The 24568-nt window shown below is 68.1% G+C and carries 22 protein-coding genes and 1 tRNA gene; 18 read left to right on the top strand and 5 right to left on the bottom strand.

All coding sequences use genetic code 11. The features are described 5' to 3' along the window. Window positions 1-15: 15 nt before the first annotated feature. The 5 genes from rph (at window position 16) to SMCB_RS05870 (ending at window position 6432) form a co-directional block, all read left to right on the top strand. A complete protein-coding gene (rph, locus tag SMCB_RS05890; protein WP_082027264.1) occupies window positions 16-804 on the top strand; it encodes a ribonuclease PH in 789 nt (262 codons plus the stop codon). An 8-nt stretch (window positions 805-812) separates the two neighbouring features. After that, on the top strand, window positions 813-1430 hold the full coding sequence (gene rdgB, locus SMCB_RS05885) for an RdgB/HAM1 family non-canonical purine NTP pyrophosphatase (RefSeq protein ID WP_045537725.1): 618 nt from the start codon (window positions 813-815) through the stop codon (window positions 1428-1430). After that, a complete protein-coding gene (gene hemW / locus SMCB_RS05880; RefSeq protein WP_045535742.1) occupies window positions 1427-2647 on the top strand; it encodes a radical SAM family heme chaperone HemW in 1221 nt (406 codons plus the stop codon). The genes rdgB and hemW overlap by 4 nt, the downstream gene beginning before the upstream one ends. 120 nt (window positions 2648-2767) lie before the next feature. Beyond that, window positions 2768-3436: a CBS domain-containing protein gene (locus SMCB_RS05875; protein WP_045535741.1), complete on the top strand. Its 669-nt coding sequence runs from the start codon at window positions 2768-2770 to the stop codon at window positions 3434-3436. A 242-nt stretch (window positions 3437-3678) separates the two neighbouring features. Beyond that, on the top strand, window positions 3679-6432 hold the full coding sequence (locus SMCB_RS05870) for a DUF349 domain-containing protein (RefSeq protein ID WP_338056290.1): 2754 nt from the start codon (window positions 3679-3681) through the stop codon (window positions 6430-6432). Here the strand turns inward: SMCB_RS05870 and SMCB_RS05865 are convergent. The 5 genes from SMCB_RS05865 to SMCB_RS05845 form a co-directional block, all read right to left on the bottom strand. Then, window positions 6429-7295 carry a M90 family metallopeptidase gene (locus SMCB_RS05865; protein ID WP_045535740.1) on the bottom strand — a complete coding sequence of 289 codons (867 nt, stop codon included), beginning with the start codon at window positions 7293-7295 and terminating at the stop codon, window positions 6429-6431. The genes SMCB_RS05870 and SMCB_RS05865 overlap by 4 nt on opposite strands. After that, the gene (locus SMCB_RS05860) at window positions 7292-8287 is read right to left on the bottom strand and encodes a UDP-2,3-diacylglucosamine diphosphatase (RefSeq protein ID WP_052468437.1); all 996 of its coding nucleotides are present in this window, start codon (window positions 8285-8287) and stop codon (window positions 7292-7294) included. Before SMCB_RS05860 ends, SMCB_RS05865 begins: the two co-directional genes overlap by 4 nt. A gap of 150 nt (window positions 8288-8437) precedes the next feature. Beyond that, window positions 8438-8959, bottom strand: coding sequence for a peptidylprolyl isomerase (locus tag SMCB_RS05855; RefSeq protein WP_045535739.1), 522 nt, complete (start codon window positions 8957-8959; stop codon window positions 8438-8440). Window positions 8960-8964: 5 nt separating this feature from the next. Next, window positions 8965-9588, bottom strand: coding sequence for a peptidylprolyl isomerase (locus tag SMCB_RS05850; protein WP_045535738.1), 624 nt, complete (start codon window positions 9586-9588; stop codon window positions 8965-8967). A 77-nt stretch (window positions 9589-9665) separates the two neighbouring features. Then, the gene (locus tag SMCB_RS05845) at window positions 9666-10247 is read right to left on the bottom strand and encodes a tetratricopeptide repeat protein (protein WP_052468436.1); all 582 of its coding nucleotides are present in this window, start codon (window positions 10245-10247) and stop codon (window positions 9666-9668) included. 280 nt (window positions 10248-10527) lie between these two features. Between SMCB_RS05845 and cysS the strand changes: the two genes are divergently transcribed. The 13 genes from cysS to SMCB_RS05780 all read left to right on the top strand — a co-directional run bounded on the left by cysS (window position 10528) and on the right by SMCB_RS05780 (window position 24553). Then, window positions 10528-11943, top strand: coding sequence for a cysteine--tRNA ligase (cysS, locus tag SMCB_RS05840; protein WP_045535737.1), 1416 nt, complete (start codon window positions 10528-10530; stop codon window positions 11941-11943). After that, entirely contained in the window at window positions 11928-12572 is a 645-nt protein-coding gene (locus tag SMCB_RS05835) for a DNA-3-methyladenine glycosylase family protein (protein WP_045535736.1), read from the top strand. Before cysS ends, SMCB_RS05835 begins: the two co-directional genes overlap by 16 nt. Window positions 12573-12655: 83 nt before the next feature. After that, window positions 12656-13654: an acetyl-CoA carboxylase carboxyltransferase subunit alpha gene (locus tag SMCB_RS05830; RefSeq protein WP_045535735.1), complete on the top strand. Its 999-nt coding sequence runs from the start codon at window positions 12656-12658 to the stop codon at window positions 13652-13654. Between the two features lie 38 nt (window positions 13655-13692). Then, the gene (gene tilS / locus SMCB_RS05825) at window positions 13693-14769 is read left to right on the top strand and encodes a tRNA lysidine(34) synthetase TilS (protein ID WP_082027262.1); all 1077 of its coding nucleotides are present in this window, start codon (window positions 13693-13695) and stop codon (window positions 14767-14769) included. Between the two features lie 62 nt (window positions 14770-14831). Beyond that, a complete protein-coding gene (locus tag SMCB_RS05820; protein WP_082027261.1) occupies window positions 14832-16397 on the top strand; it encodes an NfeD family protein in 1566 nt (521 codons plus the stop codon). Then, window positions 16394-17179, top strand: coding sequence for a slipin family protein (locus tag SMCB_RS05815; protein ID WP_045535734.1), 786 nt, complete (start codon window positions 16394-16396; stop codon window positions 17177-17179). The genes SMCB_RS05820 and SMCB_RS05815 overlap by 4 nt, the downstream gene beginning before the upstream one ends. Before the next feature lie 190 nt (window positions 17180-17369). Continuing rightward, window positions 17370-18650, top strand: coding sequence for an aspartate kinase (locus SMCB_RS05810; RefSeq protein ID WP_045535733.1), 1281 nt, complete (start codon window positions 17370-17372; stop codon window positions 18648-18650). 106 nt (window positions 18651-18756) lie between these two features. Next, window positions 18757-18849: transfer RNA gene (locus SMCB_RS05805), tRNA-Ser, on the top strand. Between the two features lie 66 nt (window positions 18850-18915). Beyond that, entirely contained in the window at window positions 18916-19692 is a 777-nt protein-coding gene (locus tag SMCB_RS05800) for a ferredoxin--NADP reductase (RefSeq protein WP_045537713.1), read from the top strand. Window positions 19693-19718: 26 nt separating this feature from the next. Next, entirely contained in the window at window positions 19719-20237 is a 519-nt protein-coding gene (locus SMCB_RS05795; protein WP_045535732.1) for a disulfide bond formation protein B, read from the top strand. Window positions 20238-20314: 77 nt separating this feature from the next. Continuing rightward, window positions 20315-22150, top strand: coding sequence for an EAL domain-containing protein (locus tag SMCB_RS05790; RefSeq protein WP_045535731.1), 1836 nt, complete (start codon window positions 20315-20317; stop codon window positions 22148-22150). A 176-nt stretch (window positions 22151-22326) separates the two neighbouring features. After that, complete coding sequence (locus SMCB_RS05785; protein ID WP_082027260.1) at window positions 22327-23295, top strand: S49 family peptidase; 969 nt, start codon at window positions 22327-22329, stop codon at window positions 23293-23295. Between the two features lie 31 nt (window positions 23296-23326). Further along, on the top strand, window positions 23327-24553 hold the full coding sequence (locus SMCB_RS05780; protein WP_045535729.1) for an FAD-dependent monooxygenase: 1227 nt from the start codon (window positions 23327-23329) through the stop codon (window positions 24551-24553). Window positions 24554-24568: the final 15 nt, after the last annotated feature.

The following is a 24568-nucleotide window of genomic DNA, read 5'->3' as shown; positions in this document are numbered from 1 at the left end:
TTTGCAACATTTATCATGATTCCTGCATCCGCCTTGACCATCCAACCAGACATTCAAGCGAGCCAGCGCCTCGACGCCCGCCCGGCCCATGCCTTGCGCCCGGTGCGCATCACCCGCGCCTACACCTGCCACGCCGAAGGCTCGGTGCTGGTCGAGTTTGGCCGTACGCGGGTGCTGTGCACCGCCAGTGTCGAAGACAAGGTGCCGCCGCACCAGAAGGGCAGCGGCGCCGGCTGGGTGACGGCCGAATACGGCATGCTGCCGCGTGCCACCCACACCCGCAGTGCGCGCGAGGCCGCCAAGGGCAAGCAAAGCGGGCGCACGCAAGAGATCCAGCGCCTGATCGGGCGCTCGCTGCGCGCGGTGTTCGACTTGCAGGCGCTGGGCGAGCGCACCCTGACGCTGGACTGCGATGTGCTGCAAGCCGACGGCGGCACCCGCACCGCCGCCATCACCGGCGCCTGGGTGGCGGCGCACGACGCGGTGCAGTTCCTGCTGGCGCAAGGCCGGCTGGCGCAGTCACCCTTGCTCCAACCGGTGGCGGCGGTGTCGGTGGGGCTGCTGCAAGGGCTGGCGCTGCTCGACCTAGACTACGACGAAGACTCGGCCTGCGACACCGATATGAACGTGGTCATGACCGGTGCCGGCCATTTCGTGGAGGTGCAGGGCACCGCCGAAGGCCAACCTTTTAGCCACGAGCAAATGGGCCAGATGCTGCGCTTGGCCGAAAGCGGCATCACCGAGCTCATCGGGCTGCAGCGCGTGGCGGTCGGTTTGCCTGCTGGTGCCTTGGGGCCATGTTGAAGCCGGCCCTGACGCTGGTGCTGGCCACCCACAACGCGGGCAAGCTGGCCGAGCTGCAAGCCTTGTTTGGACCTTTGGGCGTGCGCTTGCAAAGCCAGGCCGAATTGGGTATCCCCGAGGCCGCCGAGCCGCACCGCACCTTTGTAGAAAACGCGCTGGCCAAGGCGCGCCACGCCAGCGCCGCCAGCGGCTTGCCCGCGCTGGCCGACGACGCCGGCCTGTGCGTCGAGGCCTTTGGCGGCCAGCCGGGGGTGGACACCGCTTTTTACGCCACCCGCTTTGGCTACCCCAAGGGCGACGCCCACAACGTGCGCGCCCTGCTCGAGCAGATGCAGGGCTTGAGCGACCGGCGCGCGGCCTTGGTCAGCACCCTGGTGGCGCTGCGCACCCCCGACGACCCCGAGCCCCTGGTGGCCAGCGGCCGTCTGCATGGCCTCATCACCACCGAAGCGGTGGGGACGCACGGCTTTGGCTTCGACCCCGTGCTCTACCTGCCCGAGCACGGGCAAACCTGCGCCCAGTTGCCACCCGAGCTCAAAAACCGCCTCAGCCACCGCGGCCAAGCGGCCCGTGCCATGCTGGAGCTGATGCGCCAGCGCTGGCTGGGGCTGGAAGGCGCGGCGTGAGCGCCAGCCCCAGCGCCAGCCCGGTGAGCAGCCAGAGCGTGCGCCTAGAGCGCCCGGGGCGCGTCCAGCTCTCAAGCCTGCCGCCGCTGAGCCTGTACGTGCACCTGCCGTGGTGCATCAAAAAGTGCCCCTACTGCGACTTCAATTCCCACGCCATCGACGGCGCCGCCGCCCCCCCTTGGGCGCGCTACCTGCAAGCCCTGCGCGCCGACCTCGAAGCCAGCCTGCCGCTGGTCTGGGGGCGCGCCGTGCACAGCGTCTTTTTGGGTGGCGGCACGCCCAGCCTGCTGCCGCCCGAGGCGCTCGGGCGCTTGTTGTCCGACCTGCGCGCCCTGCTGCCGCTGCTGCCCGAGGCCGAAATCACGCTCGAAGCCAATCCCGGCAGCTTCGAGCGCGAGCGCTTTGCCGACTACCGCAGCGCCGGCGTGACGCGCCTGAGCGTGGGCGTGCAATCCTTTGACGACCGCTTTTTGCAGGCGCTGGGCCGGGTGCACGACGCCGCCCAGGCGCACGCGGCGGTGGCCGAAGCCGCGCAGCACTTTGAGTCCTTCAACCTCGATCTGATGTACGCACTGCCGGGGCAGACGCTGGCCGATTTGCAGCACGACCTCGAGCGCGCCCTGTTCTACGCGCCGCCGCACCTGTCGCTCTACCACCTCACGCTCGAGCCCAACACCGTGTTTGCCAAGCATCCGCCGCCGCATTTGCCCGACGACGACAGCGCTTGGACCATGCTCGACGCCATCGGCGCGCGCTGCGCCAGCGCCGGGCTGCAGCGCTATGAGGTGTCGGCCTATGCCCGGGCCGATCGCCAATGCCAGCACAACCTGAACTACTGGCGCTTTGGCGACTACCTCGGCATCGGGGCCGGTGCCCACGGCAAGATCAGTTTTGCGCAGCGCGTGCTGCGCCAGGTGCGCTGGCGCGACCCGCAGCGCTACATGGAGCAGGCCTTGCAGGGCCAACCGGTGGCCAGCGAGCACGAGGTGCCGGCGAGCGAGCTGCCGTTCGAATTCATGCTCAACGCGCTGCGCCTGCGCGAGGGCTTTGCCGTGGCCGATTTTGCCGCCCGCACCGGCTTGCCGCTGAGCGCGATCCAAGCCCCGCTGGCCAAGGCCGAAGCCCAAGGCTGGATCGAGCGCGACGCCTGGCGCATCCGGCCCAGTGCGCGCGGTTTTGATTTTCTCAACGACCTGCAAGCCTTGTTTTTGCCCTAGATCGTGTCGCTAGCCCGGCCAGAAGCCGCAGCGGCTCGGCGAAGGTGGTGCAAATGCTTGCGCAAAATGGGCGAATCCGGATAATGCGGCACACACTTCATCGGTGTCTGAGGGGTTCTCATGTTTGCGATCTACGGCACGTCTGGGCTCATGTACCGCGGTTTGGCGGAGGATTTGCGCCGCGTCGTGCCCACCTTGCGCAGCGTGCGCACACGCGCCCTCGAACCCGAGTTCGATCGCCCTTTGACCCTGCCCGATGCCGACGCAGGGGCCGCGCGCCATGCCGAGCACCGCGGCAGCGCCCACGCCCTGAGTTCCTACAGCCAGTTGCAACGGGCGCCGCAGGCGAGGCGGGCGCTGCGCACCGTGGCCGACGTCATGAGCCGCAAACCCATTGCGCTGAAGCACGACATGACCGTGCGCCAAGGCTGGTGGACCTTGTACCAGCGCGGCGTTGGTCAGGCCCCGGTGCTGGATCGCAACGGCATGATCATCGGGCTGCTGACGCGCGCCGAACTGATGCAACCCGAGCGCCTGCCCACTCCCGACGGCCACGCCTTGGTCTGGCAGGCCCTGATGGCGCAGCCCGTGACGGAAGTGATGATCAGCCCCGTGCCCGCCGTGAGCGCCCAAGCCGATCTGCGCCGCTTGGCGCTGGTGCTGCTCGATACCGGTTTGCAAGGCTTGCCGGTGGTCGATGCTGAGGGCCGCCTCGAGGGCTTCGTCACCCGCTCCGACATCCTCAAAGCCGTGGTGCACGACCCGCCGCTGGACCTGTGGGCCGGTTAGGCCGGTCCCATTCTCATGGTGTGGCCGGCTAGGCTGAGTCTGTGGCCATTGTGGCTTAACGGCTGCAAATTGCGCACGCCGGCGCATCCAGAGCGGATTTGCTTGTGGTCGCGCGCCCATTTGGGCTGCGAAAGCAGCGACAATAGAAGGCTGAACCTGCACTTATCCCGATTAACCTGATGTGCCCGCGCACCACACCCTTCGTGGGTGCGCGCGTCGCCTTGCCTACCCCCTCTGAAGCCGTGAACGCCTCTGTCAAGTCCGCCCCCTCCACCGCCGACCTGTCGCAACTCGACGCCCTGACCGGAGGGGCTTTCAAGTCCCCGACCTCGGGCGAGCGCGCCACCCGGCTGCGCGAGTGGCTCGCCAGCGAGCCCAGCATCGAGCAAATGACCGAGGTCTACCGCGAGCTCTCGCACCGCGACAAAGGTGCGGCCAAGCCGCTCAAGGACAAACTCGACGAGCTCAAGCGCATCAAGGCCCAAGACGCGATCGCCGAAGAGTGGGCAGCCAAGGCACATGCCCTGTTGGCCCAGTCGCGCCTCAACTTGGCCGACGCCATGGGCTGGCAGCGCGAAGCCGCCAAAGCCGGGGCACCGCTGTCGCGCGAGCCGCTGGCTGGTTTGCGGCTGGCCTTGAGCGCGCGCATGAAGGCGCTCGAAGACCTGCAGCACCAGGTGCAGGTGGAGCGCGAGGCCGCGGTGTTGCTGGCGCAGCGCATCGAGCTGCTCTCGACCAAGCCGCTGGCCGAGGCGCAAGCGCAGCGCGAACCCCTGCGCACCGACGTGGCCGCTTGGCAAACCCGGGCCAGCGCTTTGTGCGCCGACCCCGCCTGGGCCAGCCTCGAACCCAAGTACGCGCAACAACTCGAAACCTCGCGCAACCAGCTCAACTTGGTCTGGGAAGCCTTCGACGCTGCGCTCGCCCAAGCCTTGGCCGCAACCACCGACGAGCAAGTGGCCCTGCCGGCGGTGCCGGTGTGGGCCGACGAACTGCGCGCCCTGCGCGGCGTGGCGGCGCCACCCGCAGCCGATGCCGCCGACCAGGCAGCGCGCCAGCAACAAGCCAACCAAGCTGTGGCCGCGGCCTTGCAGGCTTTGCAACAAGAGCTGGCTCAAGGGCACAGCAAAACAGCACCCAAGGCAGCCGCTGCCTTGCGCCAGGTGCTCAAAGACCATGGCCGCCACATCGCGCCCGCGCTGGAAGCCGAGGCCCAAGCCGCCCTGGTCAGCAGCAGCGAGCTCGAGGGCTGGCAGCGCTGGCGCGCCGACCAGTTGCGCGAAGAGCTGTTGGCCAAGGCGGTCGCGCTCACCCAGGCCCCCGAGGGGCAGCGCATGGGCGGGCGCAAGGTGCAAGAGGCGCTGCGCCAGTTGCGCGAGCAGTGGAAAGCCACCGATCAGGGCGGGGCGTCCAACCAGGCGCTGTGGAAAAAATTCGATGAAGCCTGCAACGAGGCACACAAGCAGGTCGAGGCCTGGCTCGAACAGCTCAAGCAGCAAAACCAAGCCAATCGGGCCCAGCGCCTGGCGCTGATCGACGAAGTGCACGCCTGGACGGCGGCGCACGCCACCAGCACCGACTGGAAGCTGCAACTGCGCGAGCTGCATGCCCTATCGGAGCGCTGGCGCGAGTCTGGCCACCTGAGCGAAAAGCTCTATGCCGAGCTGCAACCGCTGTGGAAAGCAGCCATGGCCCAGGCCCACGCGCGCCTCGAGGCCGCCCAAGAGCAGAGCGTGCAGCGCCGCCAGGCCCTGATTGCCGAGGCCCAGGCGCTGGGCCAGATGCCCGCCTTGCGCATCGACGCCGTCAAGGCGCTGCAACAGCGCTGGCAGCAAGAAGCGCACGCCGTGCCGCTGGACCGGCGCCTCGAGCAAAAGCTGTGGGAGGCCTTTAGGCAGCCCATCGACGCCGCCTTCGAGCGCAAGACGGCCGAGCGCGTGCACGTTGCCGCCGCCCTGAGCGCGCACGACCAAGCCGTGCTGCAAGCCGCCCAAGCGCTCGAAGCCGCCTGCGCTGCCGGCGACGCGCAGCGCATCCGCAGCGCCAGCGACGCCTTGCACGCCGTGCTGCGCGGCCAAAGCGTACCCGCCGTGGCACCAGCACTCACCCCCAGCCAGCCAGAACCGGCTGCGGCAGGGGCCGACGCCGATGCGGCCGAAGCGCAAGCGGGGGATGAGCCGGGTGCCACCCCCGCTACCCCCGACGTTGCCCTGAGCACAGACGCGCAGGCCGAGTCCCAAACTCCGCCATCGCCCCCGGCCGAGGCCCAGCCCGAGTCCGAGTCCGATAGCAAAGCCCCTGCTACCCATGCCGCCACTCCTACTGCCGCCCCGCGCAAGCTGGTGGCCATGCGTGGCGACGACCGGCCCGGCATGGCGCGTGCGCAGCCCCAGTCCGGCCGTCCGGGTGCTGCGGGCCGCGATGCCCGCAAAGGCCCACGCGAGGGTTTCCCGGGCGACGCACGTGGTGCGCAGCGCGGTGGCGAGCGCGCCGATTGGCGCAGCCACGAGCGCGAGGAGCGCGGCCCACGCTTGGGCGACGCAGCCTTCCGCGCCCAGCGCCAGGCGCTAGAGCAAGCCGAGCTGGCTCTCAAAAAGCTGGCCACGCAGGCCCACGGCGAGGCGCTGATGGGTTTGCTCGCTGCCTGGCAGCAACGCAACCCCACCGAGTTGCCGAGCGCGCAGGCCCTGGGCGGCAAGGCCGCCGCCGCCGCGCGTGCGGCGTGGGCCGCGGCTCTGGCCCAAGCGGGTTCCGAGGCGGCTGCAGCCGCGCGCGGCACGCACCTGCTGCGGCTCGAAATGGCGGCCGAACTGCCTACCCCGGCGGCGCACCTCGAGGCACGGCGCGCCCTGCAACTGCAACTGCTCACGCGCCGCCACGACCCGGCCCCGGCGCAAACCTGGGCCCACGACGTGGCACAGGTGCTGGCCAGCCCCCACGACGCCGCCGCCGCCGAGCGCTTGCAGGCGGTGCTCAAGGTGCTGCTGCGCCGCTAAGGCGCTGCGGTTGCCGCCGCCGGGTGCTTGAAAAAAGCATCCAGCAGCGGCAGCAACAGCGGGAATTCGGCCCCGAAGCGCGCCCGCTGCACCGTATAGGCCTCGCAGGCCACGGCAAAAAACTCGGCCGCATCGGTGGCGCCGTAGGCGTCGAGCCACGGCATGGGGGCACCGAAGCGCTCGGCCATTTGCACCTCGCGCACAAAGCGGCGGTGCTGCTGGCCCCAGAGCGTGCGCCAGTGTTGCGCCGCGGCCGGCGCTGCCAGCCCCAGAAAGCCGTTCGGCAACCGGGGGCAGCCGTCGGCCGCTTGGTGGCGCGATTTGTGGCGCAGGTCGATCTGGTGCGCAAACTCGTGGATCACCAGGTTGTGGCCCTGCTGCGCCTTGGCGCTGGCCGTGCGCACGTGCGACCAAGCCAGCATCAGCGGCCCGCCCTGCATGGCTTCGCCCGCCAGCGCCTCGCGCCAGCGGTGCACCACGCCGGCCTCGTCGGTTTCTTCGCGCTGAGCCCAGACTTCATCCGGGTGCACCACGATGCCGACAAAACCCCGGTACCAGTCCAGCCCCGTCAGGCCCCAATGGATCCACGGCAGGCAGGCTTGGGTGGCGATGGTCAGGGCGATCTCGTCGTTGATCTGCAAGCCGTTGGCGCCGCTGAAGGTTTTTTGGGCCAAAAAATGGCGGCACAAGAGCTGCAAACGCTCGAGCTGGCCGGGCTCCAGCCGGTGCAAGAAGGGCTGCGCCTGCACCACGTGCCGCCAAAGGCCCGCCGGGATGGGCGGTGCGCCGCCCAGCCAGCGCGTCAGCGCGCGGGCCCAGCGGCTGTGGCGCAGCACGCGCAACCAGCGCGGCGCCGGGCTCATGCCGCTGGCCGGGGCAGCGGTGCGGCGGCTGCTTGGGCAGCGGCCATGTGGGCGGCCGGTGGCTGTGCGGTCGGTGGCGGCACGGCCGGTGTTTGTGCGGTGGCCTGTTCCGGGCTCAGGCGGCTGAACTGGCCCAAGCGGTCGAGCCGCAGCACCTCGCGCCGCGGCGGTTGACTCAGGCCGCACCAGTCGCTCAGCACCAGGCGCTGCAAGCCCAGCCCCAGATCGTGCAACCCGGGGCGGTGGGTGTGGCCGTGGATCAGGGTCTGGCAGGCCGTGGCGCGAAGCCAGTCGCAGACGGTGACGGCGTCTAAGTCGGCGTAGTCGGGGCCAGCCGCTTGGGCCGCGCCGGTGGTGCTGCCATTGCCCGAGCCCGAGCCCGAGCCCGAGCCCGAGCCCGAGCCCACGCTGCGCTGGCTTTCGCTGGTGTGGCGCGCCATGCGCGCCAGCGCCTCGCGTTCGGCCAGTGGGCGTGCCAGAAAGCCCCGCTGCCAGTCGGGTGCGCGCACCATCTGGCGAAAACTTTGGTAGCTGCGGTCTTCTAGGCACCAGGCGTCACCGTGGCTGAGCAGCCAGCGCTGGCCGGCGTATTCGAGCACGCAGGGGTCGGCGATCAGGCGCACGCCGCTGGTTTCGGCAAAGGCACTGCCGAGCAGAAAGTCGCGGTTGCCGTGCATCAGGTAGATCGGCGCGCGCGCGCTGGCTGCAGCCAGCGCGGCCACGCTGCGCTGCAGCAGCGTGCTGTCGGGGGTTGCGTTCGGGCGCTGCAGCATGTCGTCGCCGAACCAGAGCTCGAACAGGTCGCCCAGAATGAACAGGGCGTCGAAGCGGCCGTGTTCGAGGTAGTGCAGCCAAGCCGATGCGGTGTCGGGGTCTTCGGGGCGCAGGTGCAGGTCGGAGATGAACTCGACTCGTGCCCACTCGGGGGCGGCGCAGACGCGATCGGGTGTGGGCAGCGCCCGCTGCGCCGCCGTCAGGGTGGCATCGTTCATGGTCGCAGGGTGATGTGCGTCGGTGCGCGCTTCATGGGGCGCAAGGGGCCAAGCGCAAGGGGATGGCTGGGATGGTGGTATGCGGCCGGTGCAGCCGGGGCGGCCGCCGGGCCTACTCGCAGCCCGGCAACCATCCCGGCAGGGGCTGCATCAGGCTGCGCTGCCCGCCAGCTCGACGGCTTTTTCCAGCACCACGTCGTCCAGCGGCACATCGTCGTGCATGCCCTTGCGCCCGGTCTTGACGCTGCGGATCGCGTCCACCACCTCGGTGCCGGCGATCACTTTGCCAAACACGGCGTAGCCCCAGCCCTGCGCGGTGGGGGCGGTGTGGTTCAAAAAGCCGTTGTCGGCCACGTTGATAAAGAACTGCGCCGAAGCCGAATGCGGCGCCGAGGTGCGCGCCATGGCCACCGTGTAGCGGTCGTTTTTGAGGCCGTTGTTGGCCTCGTTTTCGATTGGGTCGAGCGTGGGCTTTTGCTTCATGCCGGGGGCAAAGCCGCCGCCTTGGAGCATGAAGCCGTCGATCACGCGGTGAAACACGGTGCCGTCGTAGTGGCCGCTGCGCACGTAGGCGAGGAAATTGGCGGCCGAAATGGGCGCCTTGTCGGCGTCGAGTTCGAGGGTGATGACGCCGCGACCGGCGATGTGCAGTGCGACTTGCGGGTTGGCCATGGTGTTTATTGCTCCAAAGTGGCGTTGAGGATGGTGACGGGTTGCAGTGGCACGTTGCCGTGCCCGCCCCGGCGGCCGGTGGGCACGGCGCGGATGCGATCGACCACGTCGAGCCCCGAGACCACGCGGCCAAAGACGGCGTAACCGTGGCCGTCGGGCGAGCGCGGCTGATCGAGCATGGGGTTGTCCACGACGTTGATGAAGAACTGCGCCGTGGCCGAATCGGGCACCTGGGTGCGCGCCATGGCCACCGTGCCGCGCAGGTTGCTCAGGCCGTTGCGGGCTTCGAGCGCGATCGGGGGCCGGGTGGGCTTTTGCTGCATGTCGGCCGTAAAGCCCCCGCCTTGGATCATGAAGCCGGGGATGACGCGGTGAAACACGGTGCCGTGGTAGTGGCCGTCGCGCACGTATTGCAGAAAGTTTTGCACCGTCAGCGGCGCGCGCACCGGGTCGAGCTCGAGCACGATCGCACCCAGATTGGTGTTAAGGGTGACGCGCGGGGCCGCAGCGGGTGTGGTGCCAGAGGCCGGGGCGGCTGTGGGCGCTTGCGCATGGGCGCTACTCAACCCCAGGGCGCTGGCGAGCGCGACCGAGCCGAGCAGGAGGGGGGCGAAGTGGCGACGTTGCATGGGGTATGGCGAGTGGTGGGGGCAGAGGGGGGCGGTTGTGGGCAGAACACCAGGGGAGCTGGGGCGTGGCTTAGGCGTCAGCGCGCCGGTGCGGTGGTAACCAGCAAGGCCTCGAGCGCCTGCAGCCGCTGGGCTAGGCCGGGGGCGTGCGGTGTCTGCTCAAGGGCGCGGCGATAGGCTTCGGCGGCGCGTTGCAACTGCACATCGCCCAAGTTGCGCCATGCGGTGGCGTAGTGCGGGTGCAGGCGCAGCGCCTGCTCGAGGGCCAGTTGCGCTTCGAGCAAACGCCCGGCGGCGGCGTGCAGCACGGCCAGGTTGTTGTGCGGTTCGGGCAGCTCCGGGTGCTCTTGCACCAGGGCGGTGAAGGCGGCTTGGGCGGCATCCGTCTGGCCCATGCGCTGCAGCAGCACGGCGCGCATAAAACGCATCTGCGCATCGGCCGGGTGCTGCGCCAGCCAGGCGTCGGCCTGCGCCAGCGCGGCGGGCCAGTCGCCGGCCTGGCTTTGGCGCTGCACCGCGTCGTAGGGGGCGTCTTGCGCCAGCGCCGGGGCGCCTAGGCCCAACCCGAGCAGCAGCGCCAGCAGGGCAGCGGCCAGCAGGTGGTGGGCGTGGCGCGGGCGCAAGGGCCGCCAGCGGCGGGCAGTGGGGGCAAAGGGCATGTGCAAAGGGGGCGGGCTGGTGCTCAAAAGCAGAAACCGGTAACGGCAGCGGCGGCGGCAGCGACGGCGCCGATATACTTACCGGATTGTATCTGCGCGGCCCCGATTCGGGCTTGTTCAGCCTTTAGTCCCACGGTGGGTCCGGTTGTAGGCCCCACGGGACGCCCTGCTGATTGCTGCGCTGTGCACACCGTTTTGTGTTCTGATGGCTTGCCGTGCAGCCCCCAAGCCCAGCCGTTTGGGCACAGGTGCCCAGATTCCCTCGATTTGCCCCCCGCCCATGACCCTGCGCATCCACAACACGCTCACGCGCCGCCTCGAAACCTTCCAGCCGCTGCAGCCCGGCCATGTGCGCCTCTACGTCTGCGGCATGACGGTTTATGACCTGTGCCACCTCGGGCACGCGCGCTCCATGCTGGCTTTCGACGTGGTGCAGCGCTGGCTCAAGGCCAGCGGCTACCGCGTGACCTACGTGCGCAACATCACCGACATCGACGACAAGATCATTGCCCGCGCGCTGCACAACGGCGAAACCATCCGCAGCCTGACCACGCGCATGGTCGAGGCCCTGCACCAAGACGCCGACGCGCTGGGCATTGAGCGCCCGACCCACGAACCGCGCGCCACCGACTACGTGCCGCAGATGCTGGCCCTGATCGGGCAGCTGGAGCAAAAGGGGCTGGCCTACCGCGCCGCCGACGGCGATGTGAACTACGCCGTGCGCGCCTTTGCCGGCTACGGCAAGCTCTCGGGCAAGAGCCTCGACGAGCTGCGCGCCGGCGAGCGCGTGGCCGTGGCCGACGACAAGCGCGACCCGCTCGACTTCGTGCTCTGGAAAGCGGCCAAGCCCGACGAGCCCGCCGACGTGCAGTGGCCCAGCCCTTACGGCGCCGGGCGGCCGGGCTGGCACATCGAGTGCTCGGCCATGAGCTGCGCGTTGCTGGGCGAGTCTTTCGACATCCACGGCGGCGGTGCCGACCTGCAATTTCCGCACCACGAAAACGAAATTGCCCAAAGCGAAGGCGCCAGCGGCCAGCCCTTGGCGCGCTTTTGGATGCACAACGGCTTTGTGCGCGTCGATGAAGAAAAAATGTCCAAGAGCTTGGGCAACTTTTTCACCATCCGCGAGGTGCTGCAGCGCTACGAGCCCGAAACGCTGCGCTTTTTCATGCTGCGCGCGCACTACCGCAGCGCGCTCAACTACTCCGACGCGCACCTCGACGACGCCCGCAGCGCCTTGCGCCGCCTCTACACCGCGCTGGCGGCGGTGCCGGCTGCGCCGGCAGGTGCGGGCGCCAACCCCCCAACCATCGACTGGGCCGAGCCGCACGCGGCGCGCTTCAAAGCCGCCCTAGACGACGACTTTGGTACCCCGCAAGCGCTGGCGCTGCTGTTCGAGTTGGCCACCGAAGTCAACCGCAGCCGCAGCGCCGCCTTGGCAGCGTTGCTCAAGGCGCTGGGTGCCATTTTGGGGCTGCTGCAGCAAGAGCCGCAAGCGTTTTTGCAAGGCGGCGTGGGGGCGGCAGCCGTTGCCGACGGCTTGCCAGCGAGCGCCATCGAGGCCCTGATCGCCGAGCGTCGCGCCGCCAAGGCCGCGCGCGACTTTGCCTTGGCCGACCGTATCCGCCTGCAGCTGCAAGACCAAGGCGTGCTGCTGCAAGACAGCGCCCAAGGCACCACATGGGTGCGGGCCTGATGCCAGTCTGCCGTCTGCCGCCCTATTGGGCCGAGGCCTGCACGCACCTGATCGAGCGCGACCGGGTGCTGTGCAAACTCATCCCCCAAACCACGCACGCCGGCCTGCAGTCGCACGGCGACCCCTTCGTTACTCTGGTGCGCAGCGTCATCGGTCAGCAGATTTCGGTGGCGGCGGCGCAAGCCGTTTGGCAGCGCTTCGAAAAGCTGCTGCCGCAGTTCGAACCCGCGGCCTTGTTGCGCCTGCGCGTCGATGAAATGCGCGCCGCCGGCCTGAGCGCGCGCAAGGTCGAGTATCTGGTCGATCTGGCCTTGCACTTCGACAGCGGCCACCTGCGCCCCGACGAATGGCCGGGCATGGACGACGAGGCCATCGTCAAACAACTGGTGGCGATCCGCGGCATCGGGCGCTGGACGGCCGAGATGTTCCTCATCTTTCACCTGCTGCGCCCCAACGTGCTACCGCTCGACGACGTGGGGCTGATCCGCGGCATCAGCCAGAGTTATTTTTCGGGCGAGCCGGTGAGCCGCAGCGACGCGCGCGAAGTCGCCGCCCCCTGGGCGCCTTACTGCAGCGTGGCGACTTGGTATATTTGGCGCTCGCTCGACCCGCTGCCGGTGGCTTATTGAATGGCTTCTCAGTCTCTGAGCCGCCGCAGCCCAGCCCCGTTTGCACTTTGACTGTTCATTGACCCCGAACCAGGAGCCCGATCTTGGCCAAAAAAGTTTTTCTCGATTTCGAGCAGCCCCTCGCCGAGCTTGAAAGCAAAATCGAAGAGCTGCGCTACGTGCAGAGCGAGTCGGCGGTCGATATCTCGCAAGAGATCGAGCAGCTGAGCAAAAAAAGCCTGCAGCTCACCAAAGACCTCTACACCCACCTCACGCCCTGGCAGGTGACCAAGATCGCCCGCCACAGCGAGCGCCCCTACACGCTCGATTACGTGCGCGAAATTTTTAGCCATTTTGTCGAGCTGCACGGCGACCGCCACTTTGCCGACGACCAGAGCATCGTCGGCGGGCTGGCGCGCTTCAACGGCCAGCCCTGCGTGGTGCTGGGCCAGCAAAAAGGGCGCGACACCAAAGAGCGCACGCTGCGCAACTTTGGCATGACGCGCCCCGAGGGCTACCGCAAAGCGCTGCGCCTGATGAAGCTGGCCGAGAAGTTCCGGCTGCCGGTGTTCACCTTTGTGGACACCCCCGGCGCCTACCCCGGCATCGACGCCGAGGAACGCAGCCAGTCCGAGGCCATCGGGCGCAACATCTACGAGATGGCGCAGCTCGAGGTGCCGATCATCAGCACCATCATCGGCGAGGGCGGCTCGGGTGGCGCGCTGGCCATCGCCGTGGCCGATCAGGTGCTGATGCTGCAGTACGCGGTCTATTCGGTCATCAGCCCCGAAGGCTGCGCCTCCATTCTGTGGAAAACCAGCGAGCGCGCCAGCGACGCCGCCGAGGCGCTGGGCATCACCGCGCACCGTCTCAAGGCGCTGGGGCTGGTAGACAAAATCGTGAGCGAACCGGTGGGCGGCGCGCACCGCGACCCCAAGCAGATGGCGGCCTTCCTCAAGCGCGCGCTCACCGACGCCCTGCGCCAAGTGGTCGACCTCAAACCCAAAGAGCTGATCGAGCAGCGCCACGCCCGCCTCAACGCCTTTGGCCGCTACACCGACACCAAAGCCGACAGCAGCGGCCGCGAGCGCAGCCCGGCCTGAGAGACTGAGCGGCTCGGCCACAAAGGGATGCGGCTTTGATGGCGCAAGCTCCACCCGCGGGCGCCAGCGAGCCGCCGCCCGGCGCTTTGCTTGACTTCCCCGGCCTGCCCAGCTTGCGCGCTTGGGCGCAGCGCCACGGCTTGCCGGCGCACGCGCGCGCTGCCCCACAGCCCTGGGCCGTGGCCTACAGCGGCGGGGCTGACTCGACCGCGCTGCTGCTGGCCGCGCATGCGCTCTGGCCGGGTCGGGTGCAGGCGCTGCACATCCACCACGGGCTGCAGCCTGCGGCCGATGGCTTTGTCGCCCATGCCGAGCGTTTTTGTGCTGCGCTAGGGCTGCCGCTGCACATCGAGCGCGTGCAGGCCCAGCCCGCGCGCGGCCAAAGCCCCGAGGAGGCGGCGCGCAAAGCCCGCTACGCCGCGCTGGCACGGCTGGCGCAGGCGCACGGCGCGGGCTGGGTGCTGTTGGCCCAGCAGGCCCAAGACCAGATCGAAACCTTGCTGCTGGCACTCACCCGCGGCGCTGGCCTGCCCGGGCTGGCGGCGATGCCCGAAGCCATGCAGCGCCACGGCGTCTGCTTTGGCCGCCCTTGGTTGCTCGAAGACGGCGCGGCGCTGCGCCAGCGCTTGCAGCAGCTGGGCCAGCCCTACCTGCACGATCCGAGCAACCTAGACTTGCGCTACACCCGCAACCGCATCCGCAGCCAGCTGCTGCCGGTGCTGCTCGAGCATTTTCCGGCCAGCCGGCACACCTTTGCACGCAGCGCCGCCCAAGCCGCCCAAGCCCAGCGCCTGCTGACCGAGCTGGCTGCACTGGACCTGCAAGCCGTGGGCAACCCACCGGCCATCGCCGCCCTGCAAGCCTTGAGCCCCGATCGTCAAGCCAACCTGCTGCGCCATTGGCTGCGCAGCCAGCACGGCACCCAAGCCAGCGCGGCGCAACTGCAGCAACTGCTGCACCAAGTGGCGGCCTGCCGCACCCGCGGCCACTGGATCGAGCTCAAGGTGGGGCAGGGCCGGGTGCTGCGCTGCGGCGCGTATTTGGGTTTTTTGGCTTGCGCCGTCCTGCCCGGCAAGGGTGGCGCCTCAAGCGTCCGAGGTTCCAAAAGCGCGTAACAGCCCTGCTGAGTGAGAGGCTGAGTGCAAAACACCGCAGTGCCTATATGATGTGCTGCACGATGAGCGCTTCGCCCCCGCCCCACACTCGCCGCGCGCCCCGGCCGCTGCCGGTGTTGGCTTGGCTGCTGCTGCTGGCAGTGGGCTGGCTGGGGCTGGTCGCCACGTTAGGCGCCGCCGACCCGGCGCCAGCGGCCGCGCCGCGCATTGCGGTGCAGTTGACGATCGACGGCCCGATTGGCCCGGCCAGCGCCGACTACGTCGTGCGTGGGCTGGCCCGCGCGCAGCAGCGCGGCGCCACCGCAGTCGTGCTGCGCATCGACACCCCGGGCGGGCTCGACACCTCGATGCGCGAGATCGTGCGCGCGCTCCTCGCCTCGCCGCTGCCGGTGCTGACCCACATCGCGCCCAGCGGCGCGCGCGGCGCCAGCGCCGGCACCTTCATCGTTTATGCCAGCCACGTCGCGGCGATGGCGCCGGGCACCAGCATCGGCGCGGCGGCCCCGGTGCAGGTTGGCGGCGGTGGCGGCCTGCCGCTGCCGGGGCGGCCGGCCGACGCGCCGTCGGCGCCTACGGCGCCACCCTCGCCCGTGGGCGCACCAGTCACGGTGGCGCCGCCGGTGGCCACTCCCGACCATCCCGCCGAGCCCGTGCGCCCGGCGCCGGCCCGGCGCGACGCGCGCGAGGCCAAGGTGGTCGAGGATGCGGTGGCCTACATCCGCTCGCTGGCCGAGCTGCGCGGGCGCAACGCCGGCTGGGCCGAGCGTGCGGTGCGCGAAGCCGCCAGTGTCTCGGCCGAGCAGGCGCTGGCGCTCAACGTCATCGACTTCATCGCCGCCGACACCGCCGACCTGCTGGCCCAGGCCCACGGCCGCGAGGTGCGCGTGGGCGAGGCCCGGGTCGTGCTCGAGACGCGCGGCTTGGCCGTCGAGGCGCTCGAGCCCGACTGGCGCACCCGCCTGCTGGCGGTCATCACCAACCCCAACGTCGCGCTGATCCTGCTGATGGTCGGTGTTTACGGCCTGTTGTTCGAATTCATGAACCCCGGCGCGCTGCTGCCCGGCACGGTCGGCGCCATCAGCCTGCTGCTGGGCCTGTACGCGCTGGCCGTGCTGCCCGTCAGCCAAGTTGGTGCGGCGCTGCTGCTGCTGGGCATGGTGCTGATGCTGGCCGAGGCCTTCACGCCCTCGGTGGGCGTGCTGGGCATCGGCGGGCTGGTGGCGTTCGTCTTCGGCGCGACGATGCTGATCGACGCCGATGTGCCGGGCTACGGCGTCTCGCTGCCGCTGATTCTGGGCATCGCGCTGGCGAGCCTGGCGCTGTCGCTGCTGATCGCGCGGCTGGCGCTGAGCTCGCATCGGCACCGCGTCGTCACCGGCACCCAGGCCCTGATCGGTGACACGGCGCAGGTGCTCGACTGGAGCGGCAGCACCGGCCATGTACTGGCCTCCGGCGAGCGCTGGCAGGCCAGCGGCGAGACCGACCTGCAGACCGGCCAGCAGGTGCGCGTGGTCGAGATTCGCGGCCTGCGGCTGCAGGTGGCGGCACAAACGCCCACAGTCCCGCCCACAGTGCCCGGACCCACCGGGTTAGAATCAAAACCAGACCCCACCCGGAGCCCGCCATGATCTTCGACCTGGCCTTCCTGCTGCCCCTCGTCATCTTGGCCTTCGTCGTGCTCGGCATGGCGATCCGCATCCTGCGCGAGTACGAGCGCGGCGTGGTCTTCACGCTTGGACGCTTTACCGGCGTCAAGGGCCCCGGACTGGTCCTGATCGTGCCCTACGTCCAGCAGATGGTGCGTGTGGACTTGCGCGTGACCGTGCTCGATGTGCCGAGCCAAGATGTGATCACGCGCGACAACGTTTCGGTCAAGGTCAACGCCGTCGTCTATTACCGCGTGGTCGAGTCCGACAAAGCGGTGATCCAAGTCCAAAACTTCCACCAGGCGACGAGCGAGCTGGCGCAGACGACGCTGCGCTCGGTACTCGGCAAGCACGAGCTCGACGAGCTGCTGTCCGAGCGCGACAAGATGAACGCCGACATCCAGGAAATTCTCGACGCCCAGACCGACACCTGGGGCATCAAGGTCGCCAACGTCGAACTCAAGCACGTCGACCTCGGCGAGACCATGGTGCGCGTGATGGCTAGGCAGGCCGAGGCTGAGCGCGAGCGGCGCGCCCGGATCATCAACGCCGAGGGCGAGGAGCAGGCCGCGCGCAAGCTGCTCGAAGCCGCCCGCGTGCTCGGCGAGGTACCCGAAGCGATGCAGCTGCGCTACCTCAGCACGCTGGCCGCGATCGGCACGCAAAACAGCACGACGATCGTCTTCCCGTTCCCGACCGAGTTCTCACAATGGCTGTCGCGACTGCAGTCCGCTGGAGACCGACCGGCGTCGCCGCCAAGCTGAGGGCGCATACGGTCAGGCCCGGATCTTGCACCCTCTTGAAAACACGCGCCGCGTTCAGGCTGATGCGTCGTGGGACAAGGCTGTAGGTGTCGTAGCCGGCCTTAGGCCATTTATAATTTTAGGTTTTGCACCCTAGGCCCGTGGCGGCGGCTTTTGCTGCGCTGGGCCTCATTCCACCGCACCCCCTCTCATGGCACTCATCGTTCACAAGTACGGCGGCACCAGCATGGGCTCGACCGAGCGTATCCGCAACGTGGCCCTGCGCGTCGCCAAATGGCAGCGCGCCGGCCACCAGATGGTCGTGGTGCCCAGCGCCATGAGCGGCGAAACCAACCGCCTGCTGGCGCTGGCCAAAGAGCTGGCCCCGGCCTCGGCCAGCAGCGCTTACGAGCGCGAGCTCGACCAGCTCGCGGCCACCGGCGAGCAGGCCTCGTCGGCGCTGCTGGCCATTGCCTTGCAAGCCCAAGGGCTGGAGGCCGTGAGCTACTGCGGCTGGCAGGTGCCCATCCGCACCAACAGCGCCTACACCAAGGCGCGCATCGAAGCCATCGACGACGCCCGCATCAAGGCCGATTTGGCGGCCGGCCGGGTGGTCATCATCACCGGCTTTCAGGGTGTGGATGCGGGCGGGAACATCACCACGCTGGGCCGTGGCGGCTCCGACACCTCGGCGGTGGCGGTGGCGGCGGCCATCGGCGCGCACGAGTGCCTGATCTACACCGACGTCGATGGCGTCTATACCACCGACCCGCGCGTGGTGCCCGAGGCGCGGCGCCTGGCGCGCGTGAGCTTCGAAGAAATGCTCGAAATGGCGAGCATGGGCTCCAAAGTGCTGCAAATCCGCTCGGTCGAGTTTGCCGGCAAGTACCGCATGCCGATTCGCGTGCTCTCGAGCTTCACGCCTTGGGACATCGACCTGAACACCGAAGCCCAGTCGGGCACCCTGATCACTTTTGAGGATGAGCAAACCATGGAACAAGCCGTCGTCTCCGGCATCGCCTTCAACCGCGACGAAGCCAAGATCACCGTGCTCGGCGTGCCCGACCGCCCCGGCATCGCCTACCTGATTCTGGGCGCGGTGGCCGAGGCCAACGTCGAAGTCGATGTGATCATCCAAAACATCAGCAAAGACGGCAAGACCGACTTCAGCTTCACCGTGCACCGCAACGACTACGCCAAAACGCTCGATCTGCTGCGCAGCCAAGTGGTGCCCAAGCTGGGTGCGGCCGAAGTGCTGGGCGATGCGCGCATCTGCAAGGTCAGCATCGTCGGCATCGGCATGCGCAGCCACGTGGGCGTGGCCAGCCGCATGTTCCGCTGCCTGAGCGAGGAGGGCATCAACATCCAGATGATCAGCACCTCCGAGATCAAGACCTCGGTGGTGATCGACGAAAAATACATGGAGCTGGCGGTGCGCGCCCTGCACCGCGAGTTCGACCTCGACCAACCCGCCGACAGCCTGAAAAGCTAACAGGCAATCGCGCCCCTGCCCGCCCCATAGCCGCGCAGCCGCAAGGCACGAATTAAGCGCAGCGCACGCTGGGGCAGGCTGGTTTTCGGGCATAATCGCAAGCTCTGGAGTGATGACCGAGAGGCCGAAGGTGCTCCCCTGCTAAGGGAGTATGCGGTGTAGAGCCGCATCGAGGGTTCGAATCCCTCTCACTCCGCCATTTGCGGCACGGGCCTTGACCTGCAAAAGCCCCACGCTGCGTGCCAGCCGCCCCAAATTCCCGACCATGAGCGCATTCAACGAAGAACGGGTTCTCACCGTTCACCACTGGACCGACCGGCTGTTCAGTTTCACCACCACGCGCGACCCCTCGTTGCGCTTCTTCAACGGCCACTTCACCATGATCGGCCTGCGCACGGAGGGCGGCAAGCCCTTGCTGCGCGCCTACAGCATCGCCAGCGCCAACTACGAGGAGCATCTGGAGTTCCTCAGCATCAAGGTGCCCGACGGCCCGCTCACCAGCCGCTTGCAGCACATCGTGCCCGGCGACACCATCGTGGTCGGGCGCAAACCCACCGGCACGCTGCTGATCGACTACCTGCTGCCGGGCAAGCGCCTGTACCTGCTGGGCACCGGCACCGGGCTGGCGCCGTGGATGAGCATCATCCGCGACCCGGCCACCTACGAAAAATTCGAGCAGGTGGTGCTGGTGCACGGCGTGCGCGAGGTCAAGGAACTGGCCTATTTCGACTACATCACCGTCGACTTGCCGCAGCACGAGTTTTTGGGCGAGATGGTGAGCCAGCAGCTGCGCTACTACCCGACCGTGACGCGCGAACCGTTCAAAAACCGCGGCCGCGTCACCGACCTGATCGCCAACGGCAAACTGGCCGCCGACTTGGGGTTGCCGGCGCTGGATCCGGCGCACGATCGGGTCATGATCTGCGGCAGCCCCGAGATGCTGCGCGACCTCAAACGCATGATGGAAGAGCGCCAGTTCGTGGAAGGCAACACCAGCACGCCCGGCGACTACGTGATCGAGCGTGCCTTCGTTGAAAGTTGAGCGCTGGTGCGCTATCCTCAACACTTATGACCACTTTTTTTGACGCCTTGGTGCAACACCCGCGCCGCTGGCTGCTGCTGCTGGCGCTGGTGTGCGTGGGTATGTTTGGCTACGGCCTGTACCTGCAACACGTAGTGGGCTTGCAGCCGTGCCCTATGTGCGTGGTGCAGCGCTACGCCTTGCTCGGTGTCATGCTGCTGGCGCTGCTCACCGCCGCTTTTCCGCAGCGCGGCGTGCATCTGGCGGGTTCGGTGGCGATCGTGCTCATGGCGGGTTTTGGTGCCTTCACCGCCGCCCGGCAGAGCTGGTTGCAGTGGTACCCGCCCGAGTTCGTGACCTGCGGGCGCGATTTTTACGGCATGATTGCCAGCTTCCCGCTCGAGCGCGTGATCCCCATGCTGTTCAGTGGCAGCGGCGACTGCGCCAAGGTGGACTGGATCTTTCTGGGCCTGACCATCGCCAACTGGTCGTTTCTGGTTTTCACCGGCATGGCGCTGCTGGCATTGGCGCTGTTCGTGGCCTTGCTGCGCCGGCGCGCTCGATAGCCCAGCTTTTTTCACCGTTTTGTCATGCGGGCCGCCCACAATCAAGGCCTTGATTTGATTGAGGGGCGGTTTGGATCATGCGCACGCACTCCGATTCCGATTTGCTCTCCGGGCATGGGCAAATTTGCAGCATCCGTGAACTGATCGACAGCGCGGCGCTGCAGGTTCATTTTCAGCCCGTCGTCGATTTGGCCGGGGTTTCGGTCTATGCCCACGAAGCCTTGGCGCGGCCACCCCACGGCAGCCCGTGGATCGGCCCACTCGAGCTGCTGGCTTCGGCCCAAAGTGAAAACCAGACGCTCGAGTTCGAGCTCGAATGCCTGTTTCGGGCCCTGTGGTATTGGAGCCGCAGCGCACGCACCGGGCGCTTGTTTCTCAACGTCAGTGCCTCGGTGCTGGTTCAGGCCGCCGAGCGCCAGCAGATCGTGCGCCTGTTCGACCACGCGCAAGCCTTGGGTTTGTCGCTGTCGTCGCTGGTGCTTGAGCTCACCGAGCACGAGCGGGTCACCGACATCGGCGCCATCCTCGGCGTGATCGAGCGCCTGCGGCGCCACGGCGGGGCGCTGGCGCTCGATGATTTTGGCGATGGGCACTCTAGCCTGCGGCTGTGGTCGGAGTTGCACCCCGAATACGTCAAGATCGACAAATACTTTGTGAGCCAAGTCAACCAGCACAGCCACAAGTTGCAAACCGTGCAGGCCCTGAGCCGCTTGGCCGAAACCTTTGGCAGCAAACTGGTGGCCGAAGGGGTTGAAACGGCCGATGAGCTGGAAATTCTGCGCGATCTGGGCCTGTCATACGCCCAGGGCTTTTATCTCGGGCGACCGCAAGCCAGCCCAGCTGCCGCCCCGTTGCCCGACGCCGAGCGGGTGTTGCGCAGCCGCCAGATCAGCGTGTTGCCGTTGCAAAAGCAAGTCAGCAACCGGGGCTTGACGGCGCGCGCCTTGCTGATCGAGGCGCCCACGGTCGGTGCCCAAGCCAGCCACGAGCTGGTGGCCGATATATTCAAGCAACACAAGGGCTTGCATGCGCTGCCCTTGATCGAGGGCGAGCGCCCGGTGGGGCTGATCAGCCGCAAGACCTTGCAGGACCTGTTCCTCCAGATCTTTTTTCGCGACATCTACGGCAACAGGCCCTGCCGCATGCACGCCAACCCCGACCCATTGCTGGTCGATATCCACACGCCGCTCGAAAACCTGACCGAAATCCTGACCTCTGCCGATCAACGCTACCTCACCGAGGGCTTTGTCATCACCGAAGGCGGCTTGTACCGGGGCTTGGGCACCGGGGCCGATTTGGTGCGCATGGTGACCGAGGCGCGCATCGAGGCCGCGCGCCACGCCAACCCGCTCACTTTTTTGCCCGGTAACATCCCGATCACGCTGCACATCCAGCGCCTGCTCGACAACCAGCAAGACTTCATCGCCTGCTACGCCGACCTGAACCAGTTCAAAGCCTTCAACGACCACTACGGCTACTGGCGCGGCGACGCCATGATCCGCTTGCAAGCCGAGTGTCTGCAAGCCGTTTGCGACCCGCGGCGCGATTTCATCGGCCACGTGGGCGGCGACGATTTCGTGCTGCTGCTCCAAAGCCCCGACTGGAAGGAGCGGCTGGAGCGCGCGGTGCAGACCTTCAACGGCAAAGCGGTCAACCTCTTTGACCCGGCCGACCAGATTGCCGGCGGTGTGCGCACCGAAGACCGCAACGGCCAGTTGCGTTTTCACCCCTGCACCACCGTCAGCCTAGGCGTGGTCAAGATCGCACCGGGGCGCTACCGCGACGCCGAGAGCGTGGCCAACGCGGCCGCCAGCGCCAAACACCACGCCAAACAAAACCGCGCGGGGGTGTATCTGCTCGAACAGGCGCCCAAGTTGCAGGCACACGCCAAAGCCGATAATCGCGGTTCTTGAGGCTGGTGGTGCGGCCAAGGTGGGCTCGGTTTTTTTGATCAAAACTTTCCCCTTCGCACAGCCTCAAAGTTGGCAGCCACAGCGATTTGCGTGGCATTGAAAGCGGCGCGCTTTTTTTCGATCGACCTGCAGCGACAATAGCGAGTCGTTTGCTCTACCCACACACCTGCACCCTCATGGACGAAGCCACCCCGGCGCCGAGCGCCAACAAATCGCCCCCCGATTGGGAGCGCAGCACGCTAGAAAAATTGCTTATGGCGACGGTGCGCGAGCAACGCGCAGCGCGCCGCTGGCGGATATTTTTTCGCCTGCTGTGGCTGAGCGTCTTTGTATTCATTGTTGCCATGCTGATGCGCGACTACGCCACACGCGCCACCCTGACGCAGCCGCACACGGCGCTGATCGAGGTGCGCGGCGTGATCGCCTCCGACGCCCCCGCCAATGCGCACGCGGTGGTTGAGTCCTTGCGCGCGGCGTTCGAGGAGCCGACCGCCAAGGGCGTGCTGCTGCTGATCAGCTCGCCGGGCGGTTCGCCGGTGCAAGCGGGCATCATCGCCGACGAAATCCACCGCCTGCGCGCCCTGCACGACAAGCCGGTGCACGCCGTGATTGAGGAAGTGGGTGCCTCCGCAGCCTACTACGTGGCCTCGGCCGCCACGGCCATCCACGTGGACAAGGCCAGCTTGGTGGGCAGCATCGGGGTGATGATGGACGGCTTTGGTTTTACCGAGCTGATGAACAAGGTCGGGGTCGAGCGGCGCTTGCTCACCGCCGGCGCCAACAAGGGCTTTATGGACCCGTTCAGCCCGCCCAACGAGGCCCAGGTGCAACACACCCAGCAAATGCTCGACGACATTCACCAGCAGTTCATCGACGTGGTGCGCAAGGGCCGCGGCGAGCGCCTGCGCGAAACCCCCGAGACCTTCAGCGGCCTGATCTGGAGCGGCCAGCGCGCGGTCGACAAAGGCCTGGCCGATGGCTTGGGCAGCGTCTCGTCGGTGGCGCGAGACGTCATCGGAGCCGAGTTGATCATCGACTACACCCAGCGCGAAAACGTGGCGCAGCAGTTGGCGCGCCGCTTTGGCTCGGGTGCGGGCGAGGCCGCGGTGCAGACCTTGCGCGACTGGGGCTGGACGCTGCGCTGAGTGCCGCAGCGTGAGTCGGTTGTAAAAAAACATGGATGAAGCGCGTGTACTGATCGCCGGCGCCGGGCTGGCGGGCTTGGGTGCGGCACTGGCGCTGCGCCGTGCAGCCCCGGGCCTGCAGCTCGAGGTGTTGGAGCAGGCCGAGCAGTTCTCGGAAGTGGGGGCGGGCATCCAGCTCGGGCCCAACGCCGTGCGTGTGCTGCGCGACTGGGGGTTGGAAGCCGCCCTGAACGAGGTCGCGGCCTTCCCCACCGATCTGCTGGTGCGCGACGCGGCCAGCGGCGCCAGCCTAGGGCATCTGCCCTTGGCCGAGCGCGCCCAGCGGCTTTATGGCGCGCCCTATGCCACCATCCACCGCGCCGATTTGCACGCCTTGCTGCTGCAGGCGCTGCAGGCCGAAGGGGGCACGGGCATGCACCTGCTGCAGCGCATCGAGGGCGTGCAGCTGCCGCCTGAAGCGGGTGGCCCGCTGGAGCTGCGCACCCAAAGCGGGCAAAGCTGGAGCGCCGCCGCGCTGCTGGGCTGCGACGGCTTGCGCAGCCGCGTGCGCGAGCAGCTGCTGGGCGACGCCACGCCGCGCTTTAGCGGCCACTTGGCATACCGCGGCTTGGTCAAGATGACGCGCCTGCCGCCCGAATTGCGCCAGACCGCCGTGACCGCTTGGCTGGGCCCGCGCATGCACGCCGTACACTACCCAGTGCGCGCGGGCGAGTGGCTCAATGTGGTGGTGGTGGTGCAGGGCGATTTGCCCACCGAGCCCGCCGGCTGGGACCACCCGGCGCAGCCGCAGGCGCTGTGGCAGGCCATGGGTTTGCTGCCGCAGCGCGATTTGCACCGCGTGCTCGAGGCCGTGCCGCTGTGGCGGCTGTGGCCCTTGTTCGGCCGTTCGCCGGTGGCCGGCGCGCACGAGATGGCACGCGGCCCGGTGGCGCTGCTGGGCGATGCAGCGCACCCCATGAAGCCCTACTTGGCCCAAGGCGCCGCCATGGCGCTCGAAGACGCTTGGGCACTGGGGCGGCTGCTGGCGGCGCAGGGCGAGGCGGCGGCGCCTGCTGCTCTGGATTGGCCGAACCTGCTGCTTCGCTGGGCGCAAGCGCGCTGGCGCCGTTGCGCCTGGGTGCAGGCGCGCTCACAGCGCAACGGCACCATCTTTCACGCCAGCGGGCCGCTGCGCTGGGGCCGTGATGGTGCCATGCGGCTGCTCGGTCCGCGCCTGATCGACGTGCCGCGCCTCTACGCTGGGCCGCCGCCGCCCTGAACTCCCCCGCCGTAC

Source organism: Serpentinimonas maccroryi (assembly GCF_000828915.1).
Taxonomy (GTDB): domain Bacteria; phylum Pseudomonadota; class Gammaproteobacteria; order Burkholderiales; family Burkholderiaceae_C; genus Serpentinimonas; species Serpentinimonas maccroryi.
Note: the sequence above shows the minus strand (reverse complement) of the source record. Positions and strands in the feature narration are given on the sequence as shown.

Bases quoted from the DNA above. Each gene is read 5' to 3' on its own strand.
- rph (WP_082027264.1), top strand. From the start codon at position 16: ATGATTCCTGCATCCGCCTTGACCATCCAACCAGACATTCAAGCGAGC.
- SMCB_RS05875 (WP_045535741.1), top strand. From the start codon at position 2,768: ATGTTTGCGATCTACGGCACGTCTGGGCTCATGTACCGCGGTTTGGCG.
- SMCB_RS05865 (WP_045535740.1), bottom strand. From the start codon at position 7,295: ATGAGCCCGGCGCCGCGCTGGTTGCGCGTGCTGCGCCACAGCCGCTGG.
- SMCB_RS05860 (WP_052468437.1), bottom strand. From the start codon at position 8,287: ATGAACGATGCCACCCTGACGGCGGCGCAGCGGGCGCTGCCCACACCC.
- SMCB_RS05855 (WP_045535739.1), bottom strand. From the start codon at position 8,959: ATGGCCAACCCGCAAGTCGCACTGCACATCGCCGGTCGCGGCGTCATC.
- SMCB_RS05850 (WP_045535738.1), bottom strand. From the start codon at position 9,588: ATGCAACGTCGCCACTTCGCCCCCCTCCTGCTCGGCTCGGTCGCGCTC.
- SMCB_RS05845 (WP_052468436.1), bottom strand. From the start codon at position 10,247: ATGCCCTTTGCCCCCACTGCCCGCCGCTGGCGGCCCTTGCGCCCGCGC.
- cysS (WP_045535737.1), top strand. From the start codon at position 10,528: ATGACCCTGCGCATCCACAACACGCTCACGCGCCGCCTCGAAACCTTC.
- SMCB_RS05835 (WP_045535736.1), top strand. From the start codon at position 11,928: ATGGGTGCGGGCCTGATGCCAGTCTGCCGTCTGCCGCCCTATTGGGCC.
- tilS (WP_082027262.1), top strand. From the start codon at position 13,693: ATGGCGCAAGCTCCACCCGCGGGCGCCAGCGAGCCGCCGCCCGGCGCT.
- SMCB_RS05820 (WP_082027261.1), top strand. From the start codon at position 14,832: ATGAGCGCTTCGCCCCCGCCCCACACTCGCCGCGCGCCCCGGCCGCTG.
- SMCB_RS05815 (WP_045535734.1), top strand. From the start codon at position 16,394: ATGATCTTCGACCTGGCCTTCCTGCTGCCCCTCGTCATCTTGGCCTTC.
- SMCB_RS05810 (WP_045535733.1), top strand. From the start codon at position 17,370: ATGGCACTCATCGTTCACAAGTACGGCGGCACCAGCATGGGCTCGACC.
- SMCB_RS05800 (WP_045537713.1), top strand. From the start codon at position 18,916: ATGAGCGCATTCAACGAAGAACGGGTTCTCACCGTTCACCACTGGACC.
- SMCB_RS05795 (WP_045535732.1), top strand. From the start codon at position 19,719: ATGACCACTTTTTTTGACGCCTTGGTGCAACACCCGCGCCGCTGGCTG.
- SMCB_RS05790 (WP_045535731.1), top strand. From the start codon at position 20,315: ATGCGCACGCACTCCGATTCCGATTTGCTCTCCGGGCATGGGCAAATT.
- SMCB_RS05785 (WP_082027260.1), top strand. From the start codon at position 22,327: ATGGACGAAGCCACCCCGGCGCCGAGCGCCAACAAATCGCCCCCCGAT.
- SMCB_RS05780 (WP_045535729.1), top strand. From the start codon at position 23,327: ATGGATGAAGCGCGTGTACTGATCGCCGGCGCCGGGCTGGCGGGCTTG.